Origin of the sequence: Cyanobium sp. ATX 6A2, from assembly GCF_024346355.1 — a bacterium.
Classification (GTDB): domain Bacteria; phylum Cyanobacteriota; class Cyanobacteriia; order PCC-6307; family Cyanobiaceae; genus NIES-981.
This window is the reverse complement of the sequence record NZ_JAGQCU010000001.1, coordinates 429,762-442,648: the sequence shown is the minus strand read 5'-3', so window position 1 is coordinate 442,648 and position 12,887 is coordinate 429,762. Positions and strand designations below refer to the sequence as shown.

Annotated in this window: 14 protein-coding genes; 13 read left to right on the top strand and 1 reads right to left on the bottom strand. The window is 69.0% G+C overall.

Annotated features, from left to right (window positions below; genetic code table 11):
* Positions 1-82: 82 nt before the first annotated feature.
* Together KBY96_RS02390 and KBY96_RS02385 are read left to right on the top strand one after the other, a co-directional pair.
* Positions 83-394 carry a hypothetical protein gene (locus tag KBY96_RS02390; RefSeq protein WP_254977583.1) on the top strand — a complete coding sequence of 104 codons (312 nt, stop codon included), beginning with the start codon at positions 83-85 and terminating at the stop codon, positions 392-394.
* A 135-nt stretch (positions 395-529) separates the two neighbouring features.
* On the top strand, positions 530-3,163 hold the full coding sequence (locus tag KBY96_RS02385; RefSeq protein WP_254977582.1) for a bifunctional acetate--CoA ligase family protein/GNAT family N-acetyltransferase: 2,634 nt from the start codon (positions 530-532) through the stop codon (positions 3,161-3,163).
* On the opposite strand, the gene KBY96_RS02380 is transcribed toward KBY96_RS02385, so the two are convergent.
* The gene (locus KBY96_RS02380; protein ID WP_254977581.1) at positions 3,136-4,080 is read right to left on the bottom strand and encodes a histone deacetylase; all 945 of its coding nucleotides are present in this window, start codon (positions 4,078-4,080) and stop codon (positions 3,136-3,138) included. The two genes, KBY96_RS02385 and KBY96_RS02380, sit on opposite strands and share 28 nt — an antisense overlap.
* Positions 4,081-4,197: 117 nt before the next feature.
* Between KBY96_RS02380 and KBY96_RS02375 the strand changes: the two genes are divergently transcribed.
* The 11 genes from KBY96_RS02375 to hypB all read left to right on the top strand — a co-directional run bounded on the left by KBY96_RS02375 (position 4,198) and on the right by hypB (position 12,887).
* The gene (locus KBY96_RS02375) at positions 4,198-4,749 is read left to right on the top strand and encodes an NAD(P)H-dependent oxidoreductase subunit E (RefSeq protein WP_254977580.1); all 552 of its coding nucleotides are present in this window, start codon (positions 4,198-4,200) and stop codon (positions 4,747-4,749) included.
* Positions 4,749-6,404 carry a NuoF family protein gene (locus KBY96_RS02370; protein ID WP_254977579.1) on the top strand — a complete coding sequence of 552 codons (1,656 nt, stop codon included), beginning with the start codon at positions 4,749-4,751 and terminating at the stop codon, positions 6,402-6,404. The genes KBY96_RS02375 and KBY96_RS02370 overlap by 1 nt, the downstream gene beginning before the upstream one ends.
* Positions 6,401-7,120: a bidirectional hydrogenase complex protein HoxU gene (gene hoxU, locus KBY96_RS02365; protein WP_254977578.1), complete on the top strand. Its 720-nt coding sequence runs from the start codon at positions 6,401-6,403 to the stop codon at positions 7,118-7,120. The genes KBY96_RS02370 and hoxU overlap by 4 nt, the downstream gene beginning before the upstream one ends.
* 25 nt (positions 7,121-7,145) lie before the next feature.
* Positions 7,146-7,721, top strand: coding sequence for an oxidoreductase (locus tag KBY96_RS02360; protein ID WP_254977577.1), 576 nt, complete (start codon positions 7,146-7,148; stop codon positions 7,719-7,721).
* Between the two features lie 9 nt (positions 7,722-7,730).
* Positions 7,731-9,191 (top strand): Ni/Fe hydrogenase subunit alpha, encoded by a 1,461-nt coding sequence (locus KBY96_RS02355; RefSeq protein WP_254977576.1) that lies wholly within the window; start codon positions 7,731-7,733, stop codon positions 9,189-9,191.
* Positions 9,192-9,437: 246 nt separating this feature from the next.
* On the top strand, positions 9,438-9,776 hold the full coding sequence (locus KBY96_RS02350; RefSeq protein ID WP_254977575.1) for a DUF2442 domain-containing protein: 339 nt from the start codon (positions 9,438-9,440) through the stop codon (positions 9,774-9,776).
* Between the two features lie 118 nt (positions 9,777-9,894).
* Positions 9,895-10,617 carry a GNAT family N-acetyltransferase gene (locus KBY96_RS02345; RefSeq protein WP_254977574.1) on the top strand — a complete coding sequence of 241 codons (723 nt, stop codon included), beginning with the start codon at positions 9,895-9,897 and terminating at the stop codon, positions 10,615-10,617.
* Between the two features lie 221 nt (positions 10,618-10,838).
* The gene (locus tag KBY96_RS02340; protein WP_254977573.1) at positions 10,839-11,255 is read left to right on the top strand and encodes a hypothetical protein; all 417 of its coding nucleotides are present in this window, start codon (positions 10,839-10,841) and stop codon (positions 11,253-11,255) included.
* Between the two features lie 22 nt (positions 11,256-11,277).
* A complete protein-coding gene (locus KBY96_RS02335; RefSeq protein WP_254977572.1) occupies positions 11,278-11,748 on the top strand; it encodes a hydrogenase maturation protease in 471 nt (156 codons plus the stop codon).
* A gap of 20 nt (positions 11,749-11,768) precedes the next feature.
* Positions 11,769-12,125 carry a hydrogenase maturation nickel metallochaperone HypA gene (hypA, locus tag KBY96_RS02330; protein WP_254977571.1) on the top strand — a complete coding sequence of 119 codons (357 nt, stop codon included), beginning with the start codon at positions 11,769-11,771 and terminating at the stop codon, positions 12,123-12,125.
* Positions 12,126-12,149: 24 nt separating this feature from the next.
* A complete protein-coding gene (hypB, locus tag KBY96_RS02325; protein ID WP_254977570.1) occupies positions 12,150-12,887 on the top strand; it encodes a hydrogenase nickel incorporation protein HypB in 738 nt (245 codons plus the stop codon).

Here is a 12,887-nt window from a genome sequence, read left to right as displayed (position 1 = left end):
GGGGTGAATCAGATCCACAGTGATAGATGCCCGGTGCTTTGGCCCGGCGATCTCACCCCGGCTCTCCCGGCCACCCTCGACGATGCTCACCGATCCGTCCACCCAGCCCTCCACCCAGCCGCTCCCCCAGCCGTTCCCCGATTTCCGGTCCGGGCCGCTTGAGATAGAGCCCTGCCCGCGCTGTGGCGGCAGCGGCGTGCTGCGGCTCGATGGGCAGCGGTTCCGCACCTGTCTGCACTGCCTGGGACAGGGCCAGATGCTGCCGATGCAGGCGGCCACCACCACGGCGGCCCTGCGGCTGCTGGCGCGTCCTGATCGCGAGATGGCTGGAAGCGCTCCCGTGGTTGCGGCGTCCCTCAGCGACGCTGCTGCTTCTTCTTCTGTTGCCAGATGAAGAAGGTTGCGGTGGCCACCACCGCCAGCAGCGGCACGGCGGTGAGCAGCAGCAGGATCACGGCGGTCCAGTCGGTGTACATCGCGGCGAAATCCGGAGGTGCGCCATCATCCCAGCCCGCCGCAGACGCCTGCCATGACCGATGCGGAGGCCCCCCGCCCACCCAGCACTGAGGCCCGCGGCGCCGATCCCATCGACACCATCCTGCGCAGCGAGCGGCAACCGCTGCGGGCCCTGTTCAGCCCCGCCTGCGTGGCGGTGATCGGGGCCAGCGAGCGGCCCGGCAGCGTGGGTCGCGCCCTGCTCTGGAACCTGATCCGCTCGCCCTTCGGCGGCACCGTGTATCCGGTTCACCCCAGCAACCACAGCGTGCTTGGGGTGCGCTGCTGCGCCAGCGTGGCGGCGGTGCCCGAGCCGGTGGACCTGGCGCTGATCGCCACCCCGGCAGCAACCGTGCCCGCCCAGCTGGAGGCCTGCGCGTCGGCGGGGGTGAAGGCCGTGATCGTGGTTTCCGCCGGCTTCCGGGAGGTGGGGCCCGAGGGGCTGGCGCTGGAGAACGGGCTGCGGGCGATCCTGCGCGGCTCCGGCATGCGCCTGCTGGGTCCCAACTGCCTGGGGCTGATGAACCCGCGACTCGGCCTCAACGCCAGCTTCGCCCCGCGGCTGGCGGCGCCCGGGCATGTGGGCTTCCTCAGCCAGTCGCGGGCGGTGGCCGCGGCGGTGCTCGACTGGAGTCACCAGCAGGGGGTGGGGTTCAGCGCCGTCGTGTCGATCGGCTCGATGCTGGATGTGGGCTGGGGCGATCTGATCACGCTGCTGGGGGACGATCCCGCCACCCGCAGCATCGTGATCCACATGGAGACGATCGGCGACGCCCGCTCCTTTCTCTCGGCGGCGCGGGAGGTGGCGCTCACCAAACCGATCGTGCTGATCCGTGGCGGCCGCAGTGCCGAGGCGGCGCGGGCGGCGGCGATCCACACCGGTGCACCGGCGGGCAGCGACGCGGTGCTGGAGGCGGCCCTGCGGCGTTGCGGCGTGCTGCGGGTGGATCGCCTCTCGGATCTCTTCGATCTGGCCGATGTGCTGGCCCGCCAGCCCCGGCGCCCCGCCGGCCCGCGGCTGGCGATCGTGACCAACGCCGGCGGCCCGGGCGTGCTCGCCACCGATGCCCTGGTGCGCAGCGGCGGCCAGCTGGCCGAGCTGGCACCCGCCAGCCTGGCCGCCCTGGAGGCCGCGATGCCGCCCCACTGGAGCGGGGCCAACCCGATCGACATCCTTGGCGACGCCGATCCGGAGCGCTACGGGCGGGCCGTGGAGATCGCCCTCGCCGACCCCGGCAGCGATGGCCTGCTGGCGATCCTCACGCCCCTGGCGCTGAGCGATCCCACCACCACCGCCCAGCGCCTGCGGGAGCTGGCCGAGCGCAGCGGCAAACCGCTGCTGGCCAGCTGGATGGGCGGCGATGAGGTGGCCGCCGGCGTGGCGATCCTCAAGGCCGCCGGCATCGCCACCAACCCCTACCCCGATGCCGCTGCCCGGCTGTTCGGCGCCCTCTGGCGCTTCAGCTACACCCTGCGCGGGCTCTACGAAACCCCGGCCCTGCTGCCGGAGAGCGATGGCGGCGCCGGCCCCGCGGCTGCCGACCATGGCGCCGGCGGCCGGGTGCTGGAGCGGGCCCAGGCCGAGGGCCGGGAGTGGCTCAGCCGGCAGGAGGCCCGGCAGCTGCTGGCCAGCTATGGCATCCCGGCGCTGGATCCTCCGCGCACGCCTGAGGTCGCCGCGGCCTGGCCCGGGCAGCTGGAGCTGTGCCTGGGCAGCAGGATCGATGGCCAGTTCGGGCCGGTGATTCTGTTCGGAGGCGGCGGACCCCTGGCGGAGGTGTATGGCGACAGCGCCGTGGGCCTGCCACCCCTGAACACCACCCTGGCGCGGCGGCTGATGGAGCAGACCCGGGTGTACGGCGCCCTGCAGGGGCTGGGCGGCGGCCCCCCGGCCGATCTGGAGGAACTGGAGCGCCTGCTGGTGCGGCTCAGCCAGCTGGTGCTGGAGCAGCCCGCCATCCTCGAGATCGCCATCGATCCGCTGCTGGTGCGGCCTGGCGACCGCAGCTGCCCCCTGCTGGCCGGCGATGTCCGCATCCGCATCCAGCCGGTGGCGGGGGCCACCTGCCACCTGCCGCGGCCGGCGATCCGGCCCTACCCCAGTCAGTACGTGCGGCCCTGGCGGCTGCGGGACGGCACGCCGGTGACGATCCGCCCCATCCGCCCGGAGGACGAGCCCCTGCTGGTGACCTTCCACCGCAGCCTCTCGGAGGAGAGCGTGTACACCCGCTACTTCCACCTCACCTCCCTCAGCCACCGCATCGCCCACGAGCGGCTGGTGCGCATCTGCTTCAGCGACTACGAGCGCGAGCTGGCTCTGGTGGTGGACCGGCGTGATCCCGGCAGCGGCGAGCACCGGCTGCTGGCGGTGGGGCGCCTCAGCCGCCTGCACGAGCGCAACGACGCCGAGTTTTCGATGCTGATCGGCGACGCCCACCAGCACAAGGGCCTGGGCACCGCCCTGCTGGGCCAGCTGCTGCGCGCCGGCCGGGAGGAGGGCATCGAGCGGGTGACGGCGGAGATCCTGCGCGGGAACGGCGCCATGCAGCGGGTGTGCCGCCGACTCGGCTTCCAGCTCAAGGCCGGCGAGGAGGTGATCGAGGCCTGGATCGATCTGGGCAGTGCGGTGCTGCCGGGCGATCAGGCCGCCAGCAGGGCCTCCACGTGAGCGGCGGCGCCGCCGGCCAGTCCCTTGAGCCCGTAGCCCCCCTCCAGCACCGACACCAGCCGGCCCTGGCAGTGCTCGCCGGCGATGGCCAGGCAGAACGCGGTGAGGGCGGTGTAGTCGGCGTCCTCGAGCAGGAAGTGGCCGAGGGGATCGTTGCGGTGGCCGTCGAAGCCGGCCGACACCAGCACCAGCTGGGGCCGGAAGCGGGCGGCGGCGGGCGCCAGGGCGGCCTCCAGGGCGCTGAGCACGGCCTGGCCGTCGCTGAAGGAGGGCAGCGGGCAGTTGAGCGTGAAGCCCAGCCCCGCCCCCTCGCCCCGCTCCTCGGCGGCGCCGCTGCCGGGGTAGTTGCCCCACTCGTGCACGCTGGCGTAGAGCACGCTGGGGTCGCTCCAGAAGATCGCCTGGGTGCCGTTGCCGTGGTGCAGGTCCCAGTCGATGATCAGCACCCGCTCCAGCCCGTGCACCGCCTGGCCATGGCGGGCGGCCAGGGCCACGTTGTTGAACAGGCAGAAGCCCATCCCCCGCTCGGCCTCGGCGTGGTGGCCGGGCGGCCGCACCACGGCGAAGGCGTTGTCCAGGCGGCCGGCCAGCACCGCATCCACCGCCGCCAGGGTGCCGCCGGCGGCCAGCCGGGCCACGTCTTCGGAGTGCTCGCCGATGGTGGTGTCGCCGGTGGAGAGCTGGGCGGCGCCGTAGGCCACCTCGCGGCGCACCGTCTGCAGGTAGCGGGCGCTGTGGCAGCGCTGCAGTTCGCGGTCCACCGCCGGCCGGGCCTGGATCGGCCGGCAGCGCTGCAGCAGGCCGCGGCGCTGCAGTTCCGCCTCGATCGCCTCCAGCCGCCGCGGGCTCTCGGGATGGCCCGGGCCCGTGTCGTGCAGGCGGAAGGCCGGATCGATCACCAGGCCGGTGACACCCATCGCCGATCGCTCCCAGGCCACACTTCCACCACAATCGCTGACACCCGCGCCGGCGCTGGCTAGGCAGGAGTGAGCGGCGCGACCAGCGCGCGCCCCGCGTCTGTCTGCCCGCAGCCGATGACCGCCCCACCCGCAGCGCCGCCCCGCCCGCCTGAGGCGTTGCCGCCCCAGGCGGTGGAGCGCACCACGCGGCTGATCCGCCAGCAGCGTGGCCGCTCCGACGCCCTGATCGAGGTGCTGCACCAGGTGCAGGAGATCTACGGCTACCTGCCGCCTGGGGCCCTGGCCCAGGTGGCGCGGGAGCTGAAGCTGCCCCTCTCGCGGGTGCACGGGGTGGCCAGCTTTTACCACCTGTTCCGGCTGGAGGCCCCCACAGCCCACCGCTGTGCGGTGTGCCTCGGCACCGCCTGCTTCGTGAAGGGCGGCGGGGATCTGGCGGAGCGGATCGAGGGGCGCCTGGGGCTGCGGCTCGATGATCCCGCCGGCAACGGCACCTGGGCCCTGGAGCACGTGAGCTGCCTGGGGGCCTGCGGCCAGGCGCCGGTGCTGGTGGTGGACGGCCAGCTGGAACCACGCCTGCCGATGGACGATCCGGCCGCCCTGGACGCCCGCCTCGACGCCCTGGGGCTGACGGCCGCGGCGGATCCTGACCCCAACGGAGCCTCGTGATGGCCGCCACTCCCCAGTTGCAATTGCGCTGCTGCGCCGCCAGCGGCTGCCGCTCCGCCGGCTCCGCGGCCCTGCAGGCGGCCCTGCTCGCCGCCCGCGACCAGCTCGGCGGCGCCGCCGAGGCGGTGACGATCAAGCCGGTGGGTTGCCTGCGGCTGTGCGGTCGCGGCCCGCTGGTGGCCCTCGACCGCAGGGGTGGGGACGGCCAGGAGCCTTCCGCCGGCAGCACTGAGCTCTACGCCGAGCTCACGCCCGAGCAGGCGCCGGCCCTGCTGGCGGCCGCCACCGGCCTGGGGGAGGCGCCGACCGCCCAGCGCCTCGATCCCGCCCATCCCTTCTTCGCCCTGCAGAAGCCGGTGGTGCTGGAGGGCTGCGGGGTGGTGAACCCGGAGTCGATCGACGACGCCCTGGCCCACGGCACCTATGCCCAGCTGCGGCGGGTGCTGCTGGAGTGCACCCCCGAGCAGGTGCGCGACCAGGTGAAGCGCAGTGGCCTGCGCGGCCGCGGTGGCGCCGGTTATCCCAGCGGCCTGAAGTGGGACACGGTGGCCCTGCAGCCACCCGGCCCCCGCTACGTGGTGTGCAACGCCGATGAGGGCGACCCCGGCGCCTTCATGGACCGCAGCGTGCTGGAGAGCGATCCCCACCGGCTGATCGAGGGCATGGCGATCGCCGCCTATGCCGTGGGCGCCGAGCAGGGCTATGTGTATGTGCGGGCGGAATATCCGCTGGCGATCGAGCGCCTGCGGCTGGCCCTGCGCCAGGCCCGCGGCAAGGGGCTGCTGGGGTCCGGCATCGCCGGCAGCAGCTTCAACCTGCGCCTGGAGGTGCGGGTGGGCGCCGGCGCCTACGTGTGCGGGGAGGAAACGGCGCTGCTGGCCTCGATCCAGGGGCAGCGCGGCACGCCCCGGCCGCGGCCGCCCTACCCGGCCCAGAAGGGCCTGTGGGATGCCCCCACCCTGATCAACAACGTGGAAACCCTCACCTCGATTCCGGTGATCCTGCGCGAGGGCGGCGACTGGTATGCGTCCATCGGCACCGAGGGCAGCAAGGGCACCAAGGTGTTCGCCCTCTCCGGGGCGGTGGCCAACACCGGCCTGGTGGAGGTGCCGATGGGCACCACCCTGCGCACGGTGGTGCAGACCATCGGCGGCGGCGTGCCCGGAGCTGATGGGCCCGACGGCGGCGTCAAGGCGGTGCAGACCGGCGGCCCCTCCGGCGGCTGCATCCCGGCCCACCTGCTCGACACCCCGGTGGACTACGAGAGCCTCAAGGCCCTGGGTTCGATGATGGGGTCGGGCGGCCTGGTGGTGATGGGCGAAACCACCTCCATGCCGGAGGTGGCCCGCCACTTCATGCGCTTCAGCGTGAACGAGAGCTGCGGCAAGTGCGTCCCCTGCCGCGCCGGCACCGTGCAGCTGGCCCACCTGCTGGATCGCTTCGTGGAGCGGCGGGCCACCCTGGCCGACCTGGAGCGGCTCGAGGAGCTGTGCACGATGGTGGGGGCCACCAGCCTCTGCGGCCTGGGCCAGGCGGCCCCGAACCCCGTGCTCAGCACCCTGCGCTATTTCCGGCAGGAGTATCAGGCGGCCTGCCGCGACCCCGACCAGTGCGAACCCCTTGATGCCTGCGTTCTGCAGGAGGTGACCCGATGAGCGTGCACACCCTCACCGTGGATGGCATGGAGGTGGCGGTGCCCGAGGGGGCCACCCTGCTGGATGCGGTGCGCGCCGCCGGCGTGGAGCTGCCCACCCTCTGCCATCTCGATGGCCTCAGCCCGGTGGGTGCCTGCCGGCTCTGCCTGGTGGAGATGGAAACCAGCGGCCATCTTCAACCCGCCTGTGCCACCGCCGCCGGCGAGGGCATGGCGGTGCTCACCCAGACGCCGCAGCTGCAGCACTACCGACGCATGGCGGTGGAGCTGTTCTTCGCGGAGGGCAACCATGTGTGCGCCTTCTGCGTGGCCAACGGCAACTGCGAGCTGCAGGACGTGGCGGTGGCGGTGGGGATGGACCACTCCCGCTTCCCCTACCAGTACCCCAACCGCCGGGTGGACGCCTCCCACCCCCGCTTCGCGATCGACCACCACCGCTGCATCCTCTGCACCCGCTGCGTGCGGGTGTGCGATGAGATCGAGGGCGCCCACGTGTGGGACGTGGCCAACCGCGGCGGCGAGTGCTCGATCATCGCCGGCCTCGATCAGCCCTGGGGCGAGGTGCAGGCCTGCACCTCCTGCGGCAAGTGTGTGGACGTGTGCCCCACCGGCGCGATCTTCCGCAAGGACGACACCACCGCCGAGAAGGAGGCGAACCGGGAGCGGCCCCAGCTGCTGCGCAGCGCCCGCGAGCAACACCAGTGGCAGAACCAGTGACAGCACCAGCACCCGTGAGGCAACGATGACGACCCCTTCGAAAAAACTGCGCTTCGCCACCGTGTGGCTGGCCGGCTGCAGCGGCTGCCACATGTCGTTCCTCGATCTCGATGAGTGGCTGTTCGAGCTGGCCGAGCACGTGGACGTGGTGTTTTCGCCGGTGGCCAGCGACCTCAAGACCTATCCCGAGCAGGTGGACGTGTGCCTGGTGGAGGGGGCGGTGGCCAACGTGGACAACCTGGAGCTGGCCCTGCAGCTGCGCCAGCGCACCCGCCTGGTGATCTCCTTCGGCGACTGCGCCGTGACCGGCAACGTGCCGGCCCTGCGCAACCTCTGGGCCGATGTGGATGGCGGCAGCCGCCAGAGCGTGCTCGACCGGAGCTACCTGGAACTGGCGGATATCGGCGCCCAGCACCCCCATGCCCCCGGCATCGTGCCGGAGCTGCTGGAGCGGGTGCGGCCCCTCCACGAGGTGATCCCGGTGGATCTCTACCTGCCCGGGTGCCCGCCTTCGGCGGAGCGCATCCGCGCCGCCATCGAACCGCTGCTGCGGGGCGAGACGCCGGCGATGGAAGGCACGGCGATGTTGCAGTTCGGCTGAGGCCCCCCCATGACACGCACGATCACGATCGATCCTGTGACCCGCATCGAGGGTCACGCCAAGATCACGCTCCATCTGGATGAGGCGGGGCGGCTGGCCGATGCCCGCTTCCACGTGGTGGAGTATCGCGGCTTCGAAACCTTCTGCGAGGGCCGGCCGTTCACCGAGATGGCCGGCATCACCGCCCGCATCTGCGGCATCTGCCCGGTGAGCCACCTGCTGGCGGCGGCGAAAACGGGCGACAAGCTGCTGGCGGTGCAGCCGCCGCCGGCGGCCCGCAAGCTGCGGCGGCTGCTCAACCTGGCCCAGCTCTGCCAGAGCCACGCGCTCTCGTTCTTTCACCTCAGCAGCCCTGATTTCCTGCTGGGCTGGGAGAGTGATCCGGCGCGGCGCAATGTGTTCGGCCTGATGGCGGCCGACCCGGATCTGGCCCGCGCCGGCATCCGCCTGCGCCAGTTCGGCCAGCAGGTGCTGGAACTGCTGGGGGGCCGCAAGATCCACTCCGCCTGGGCGGTGCCCGGCGGGGTGCGCACGCCCCTGAGCGCAGAGGCCAGGGAGTGGATCCTGGAGCGCCTGCCGGAGGCGAAGGCCACGGTGGCCACGGCCCTGCAGCTCTACAAACAGCTGCTGGATGGGCCGCTGCAGCGGGAGCAGAGCACCTTCGGTGATTTCCCGTCGCTGTTCATGGGCCTGGTGGGGCCGGGCGGGCGCTGGGAGTGCATCGATGGCCTGATCCGCTTCATCGACAGCGACGGCCGGATCGTGGCCGATGACCTCTCGGAAGACGACTACGCCAGCTACCTGGGCGAGGCGGTGGAGAGCTGGAGTTATCTCAAGTTTCCCTATTACAAGCCCCTGGGCTATCCCGAGGGGATCTACCGGGTGGGGCCGCTGGCGCGGCTGAACGTGTGCGAGTCGATGGGCAGCGACTGGGCCGATGCCGAGCTGGCCGAGTTCCGCCAGCGCAGCGGCACCGCGGAGAGCGGTGGCCGGATCGTGACCTCCTCGTTTGCCTTCCACCACGCCCGGCTGGTGGAGATCGTGGCCTGCCTGGAGGGGATCGAGCAGCTGGTGGTGGACGACAGCCTGATGACCGACCGCATCCGCGCCCGCGCCGACCTCAACGCCAACGAGGCGGTGGGGGTGAGCGAGGCACCGCGAGGCACCCTGTTTCACCACTACTGCGTGGACGACGACGGCCTGATCACCCGGGTGAACCTGATCATCGCCACCGGTCAGAACAACCTGGCGATGAACCGCACCGTGGCCCAGATCGCCCGGGAGTTCATCACCGAGCCGGTGGCCGATGGTGCCGAGATCCCCGAGCCCCTGCTGAACCGGGTGGAGGCGGGCATCCGCTGTTTCGACCCCTGCCTGAGCTGCAGCACCCACGCCGCCGGCCAGATGCCGCTGCACATCGAGTTGCGCGATGCTGCGGGTGGGTTGGTGGCGGAGCGGCTGCGAGGCTGAGCGGCAGGGCTGAGGTGTTGTGTGTGCACGTAGGTTTTATACGGGTCCGCATAAGTAGCTTGGATTTTGAAGCGCCCACCAAGGAAGCGTTGCGCCAGAAGGGCTTTGGACATGTTGCTCTGAGGTTTTTGCTCTCTTATGCAGCTGAAGAGAGATGGGTGGGGGATTTATACAGGTCCGTTCAATTGGCGTTAGCTGCACAGGAAGGCCGTGGTTGGTATCGTCGGTGTGATAGTGCGATTTCGGATGCCGACAATCCTCAGAAGCGGTCCTTACAGGGTCTACTTCTACAGTCACGAGCCAAACGAGCCTCCCCATGTTCATATGGCTAACCCTGGAGAGCAGGTCACTGACGTTGCCTTGACAGAGGACAGGCTGATCGTCGACCTAGCTGATGGTCGATCTATCTCGGTGCCGTTGGCTTGGTTCCCGAGGCTTCTGCATGCAACTTCCCAGGAGCGTGAAAACTGGGAGATTGCTGGGTCCGGCTATGGAATCCACTGGCCAGATGTTGATGAGGATTTAAGTGTGGAAGGCCTGCTTTGTGGTGCTCCAGCGCACCAGGCAAAGGCACTGGTCAGCTAACACCGCCATGCACCTGAGCCGCCGCCGTGAGGTTCTCTTCTTCATGAAGCACTCCTTGCAGCCAGGTGATGGCGAGCGTTAGCCGCCAAATCACCTTAGATTTCTGAGGAGAAATTTAATGCAAAACAAAAACTATACAATCAAGACAATGAACCGAAAAGAAATAGACATTGCGATTGAATGGGCCGCAAAGGAGGGCTGGAATCCAGGCATCCGCGATGCTGACTGTTACTGTCAAGCCGATCCAAATGGTTTTCTTATTGGTCTTCTTGGTAGCGAACCCATTGCCACAATCTCCGCAATCAAATACGGTAACTCATTTGGCTTTATCGGATTCTACATTGTCAAGCCTGAATACCGTGGCAAAGGATATGGGATTCAAATCTGGAATGCAGGGCTTAAATATCTTAAAGGCCTGAATATAGGTCTTGATGGTGTCGTGGCTCAGCAGGAAAACTACAAAAGGTCTGGTTTTAAGCTGGCCTATCGCAACATCCGCTACCAAGGGACTGGTGGCGGCAGCCCTCTCAAAAGCTCAGGGATTGTAGGCCTTTCCACATTACCTTTCGAAACCATTGATGCATACGATCAACAATTCTTTCCTGCAAACAGGTCTCAGTTTACCAAAGCATGGATCAGCCAGCCTGAATGCCATGCGCTGGGAATCACGAAGAATGGCAAGCTGGCTGGCTATGGTGTCATACGCAAATGCCGCAAGGGTTGCAAGATTGGGCCACTCTTTGCGGACAATCCGGAATTAGCCGAATCCCTTTTTCTAGCCTTAAAAGCCACAACACGTTTGTCAGAACTGATTTTCCTAGATACACCGGTAGTCAATTAAGCTGCTGTTGCATTGGCGGAGAAATATAAAATGCTAGTTTCATTTGAAACTGCCCGAATGTATACAGGAGAGTTTCCTGATATGCCATTCTATCGTATCTTTGGTGCAGCGTCTTTTGAGATTGGATGACCGAGGTTTGGCGGCTAGCAATCAAATGCAGCCGACCTCCTTCGTCAGCGGCTGGTTAAAAGCATTGGGTCTCACGAAAGAGCTCGTCAGCAATGTACCTGTCCTGGATTGCCTTGGTAAAGACCATTCAAGCCGCCCTCGCTTACTTCGCCATGGTGCTGGGCGCGGGATTTACTCTTGGCATGATCAGGGTTCCGTTTCTCGTGCCACGCATCGGCAGGCGCTGGGCGGAACTGGCAGAGATGCCCATCATGACGATGGTCATCTACGTCGCCGCGGGAGTCATCCTTCGCCAATTCCCAGAGGTTGGCTCTCCGGGCCGGTCCTTGTTCGCAGGCGTGCTGGCCTTGGGCCTGATGATTGTGGCGGAATTGGCACTGGCCACCGTGGTGCAAGGGTTGCCCCCCGCGGAGTTCATCGCCAGCCGAGACAAGGTGTCGGGCTCGGTCTACCTCGTTCTTCTGCTGGTCTTTGCCGGGATGCCAAGGTTTCGGGCCTCAGCCCCATGAAACCAGCTTCCCACTGCCTGCTTTGAGCGTTTCTTCAGCGCCACCCCAATGCCTGGTGATCGGCATCGGCAACCCCCTGCGGGGTGACGACGGCGTGGGTGCCCTGCTGGCCGAGCGGGTGGGCGGCCGCTGCGTGCATCAGCTCACGCCCGAACTGGCCGCCGAGCTGGCGCCGCTGCAGCGGGTGCTGTTCATTGATGCCTGGCTGGTGCCCGGCCAGGCCGACGACGCTCCTCCGTCCCGACCCCGGCTCGACCCGATAGCGCCCGAGGTGGCTGGCGACGGCAGCGGCACCAGCCATCACCTCGACCCCGCCCAGCTGCTGGCGATCACCGCTGCCCTCTATGGCCGTGCCCCCAGCGCGGCGTTGCTGCGGGTGCCGGCCTACGGATTCGCCCACGGCAGCACACTCTCGGCGCCATTGCTGGCCTCGCTGCCTGCTGCCCGGGATCTGCTGCAACAGTGGCTGGAGAGCCCGGCCGCCGCTGCCTGAACGCCGCTCCCTGAACGCCGATGCATGAACTCAGCATCATGGAAGCGGTGCGCGATCAGGCGCTGGCCCAGGCCGAGCGCCACGGCGGCGGCGTGATCACCGCCATCACCCTGCGCATCGGCAGCCTGGCCGGGGTGGAGTCCGACGCCCTCGCCCTGGCCTTCGAGGTGGTGATGGTGGGCACCGCCGCCGCCGGCGCGCGGCTGGCGATCGAGGCGGTGGCGGCGGAATGTTTCTGCGCTGGTTGCCAGGCGCCGTTTCCTGCCCAGGATGGAGTGTGCGAGTGCCCCCGCTGTGGCGCCATCAGCCGCCAGCTGCTGCGGGGCCGGGAGCTGCAGCTGGCCTCCCTCGAGCTGGCCGATCCGGAACACTGCTGACACCCCTGCTGGGAGCTTGCTGAGATGTGCACCACCTGCAACTGCGGCCAGAGCGAGCCGGTGATCGAGGCGCCGCTCCCCGGCGCCCGGCGCCTGGAGCTGGGCCAGGCCCTGCTCTCCCACAACGACGCCCATGCCGCCGGCCTGCGCCGGCGCTTCGCGGCGGCCGGCCTGCCAGTGCTCAACCTGCTCTCCTCCCCCGGTTCGGGCAAAACGGCCCTGCTGGAACGGCTGGGGCGCGACTGGAGCGGCAGCGGCCGGCTGGGGGCGATCGTGGGTGATCTGGCCACCGACAACGACGCCCGCCGCCTGCGCGCCGCCGGCATCGAGGCAGTGCAGATCACCACCGGCCAGGCCTGCCACCTGGAGGCCTCGATGCTGGAGCCCGCCCTCGATCGCCTCGATCTGGCCGCCCTGGAGCTGCTGCTGATCGAGAACGTGGGCAACCTCGTGTGCCCGGCCGCCTACGACCTGGGCGAGAGCCTGCGGCTGGTGCTGCTGGCCGTCACCGAAGGGGAGGACAAACCCCTCAAATACCCGGCCATGTTCCACAGCGCCGATGTGGTGGTGATCAACAAGATCGACCTGGCCGAGGCGGTGGAGTTTCAGCGCGAGCACGCCCATCGCCACATCGCCCAGGTGGCGCCGGCCGCCCGGATCGTGGAGGTGTCGGCCCGCACGGGCGCGGGCATGGCCGCCCTGCGCGAGGCCATCGCCGCCGGCCTGGTGGCGCCGGCCCTTGCTTCGCCGGTCCCGGCCTGA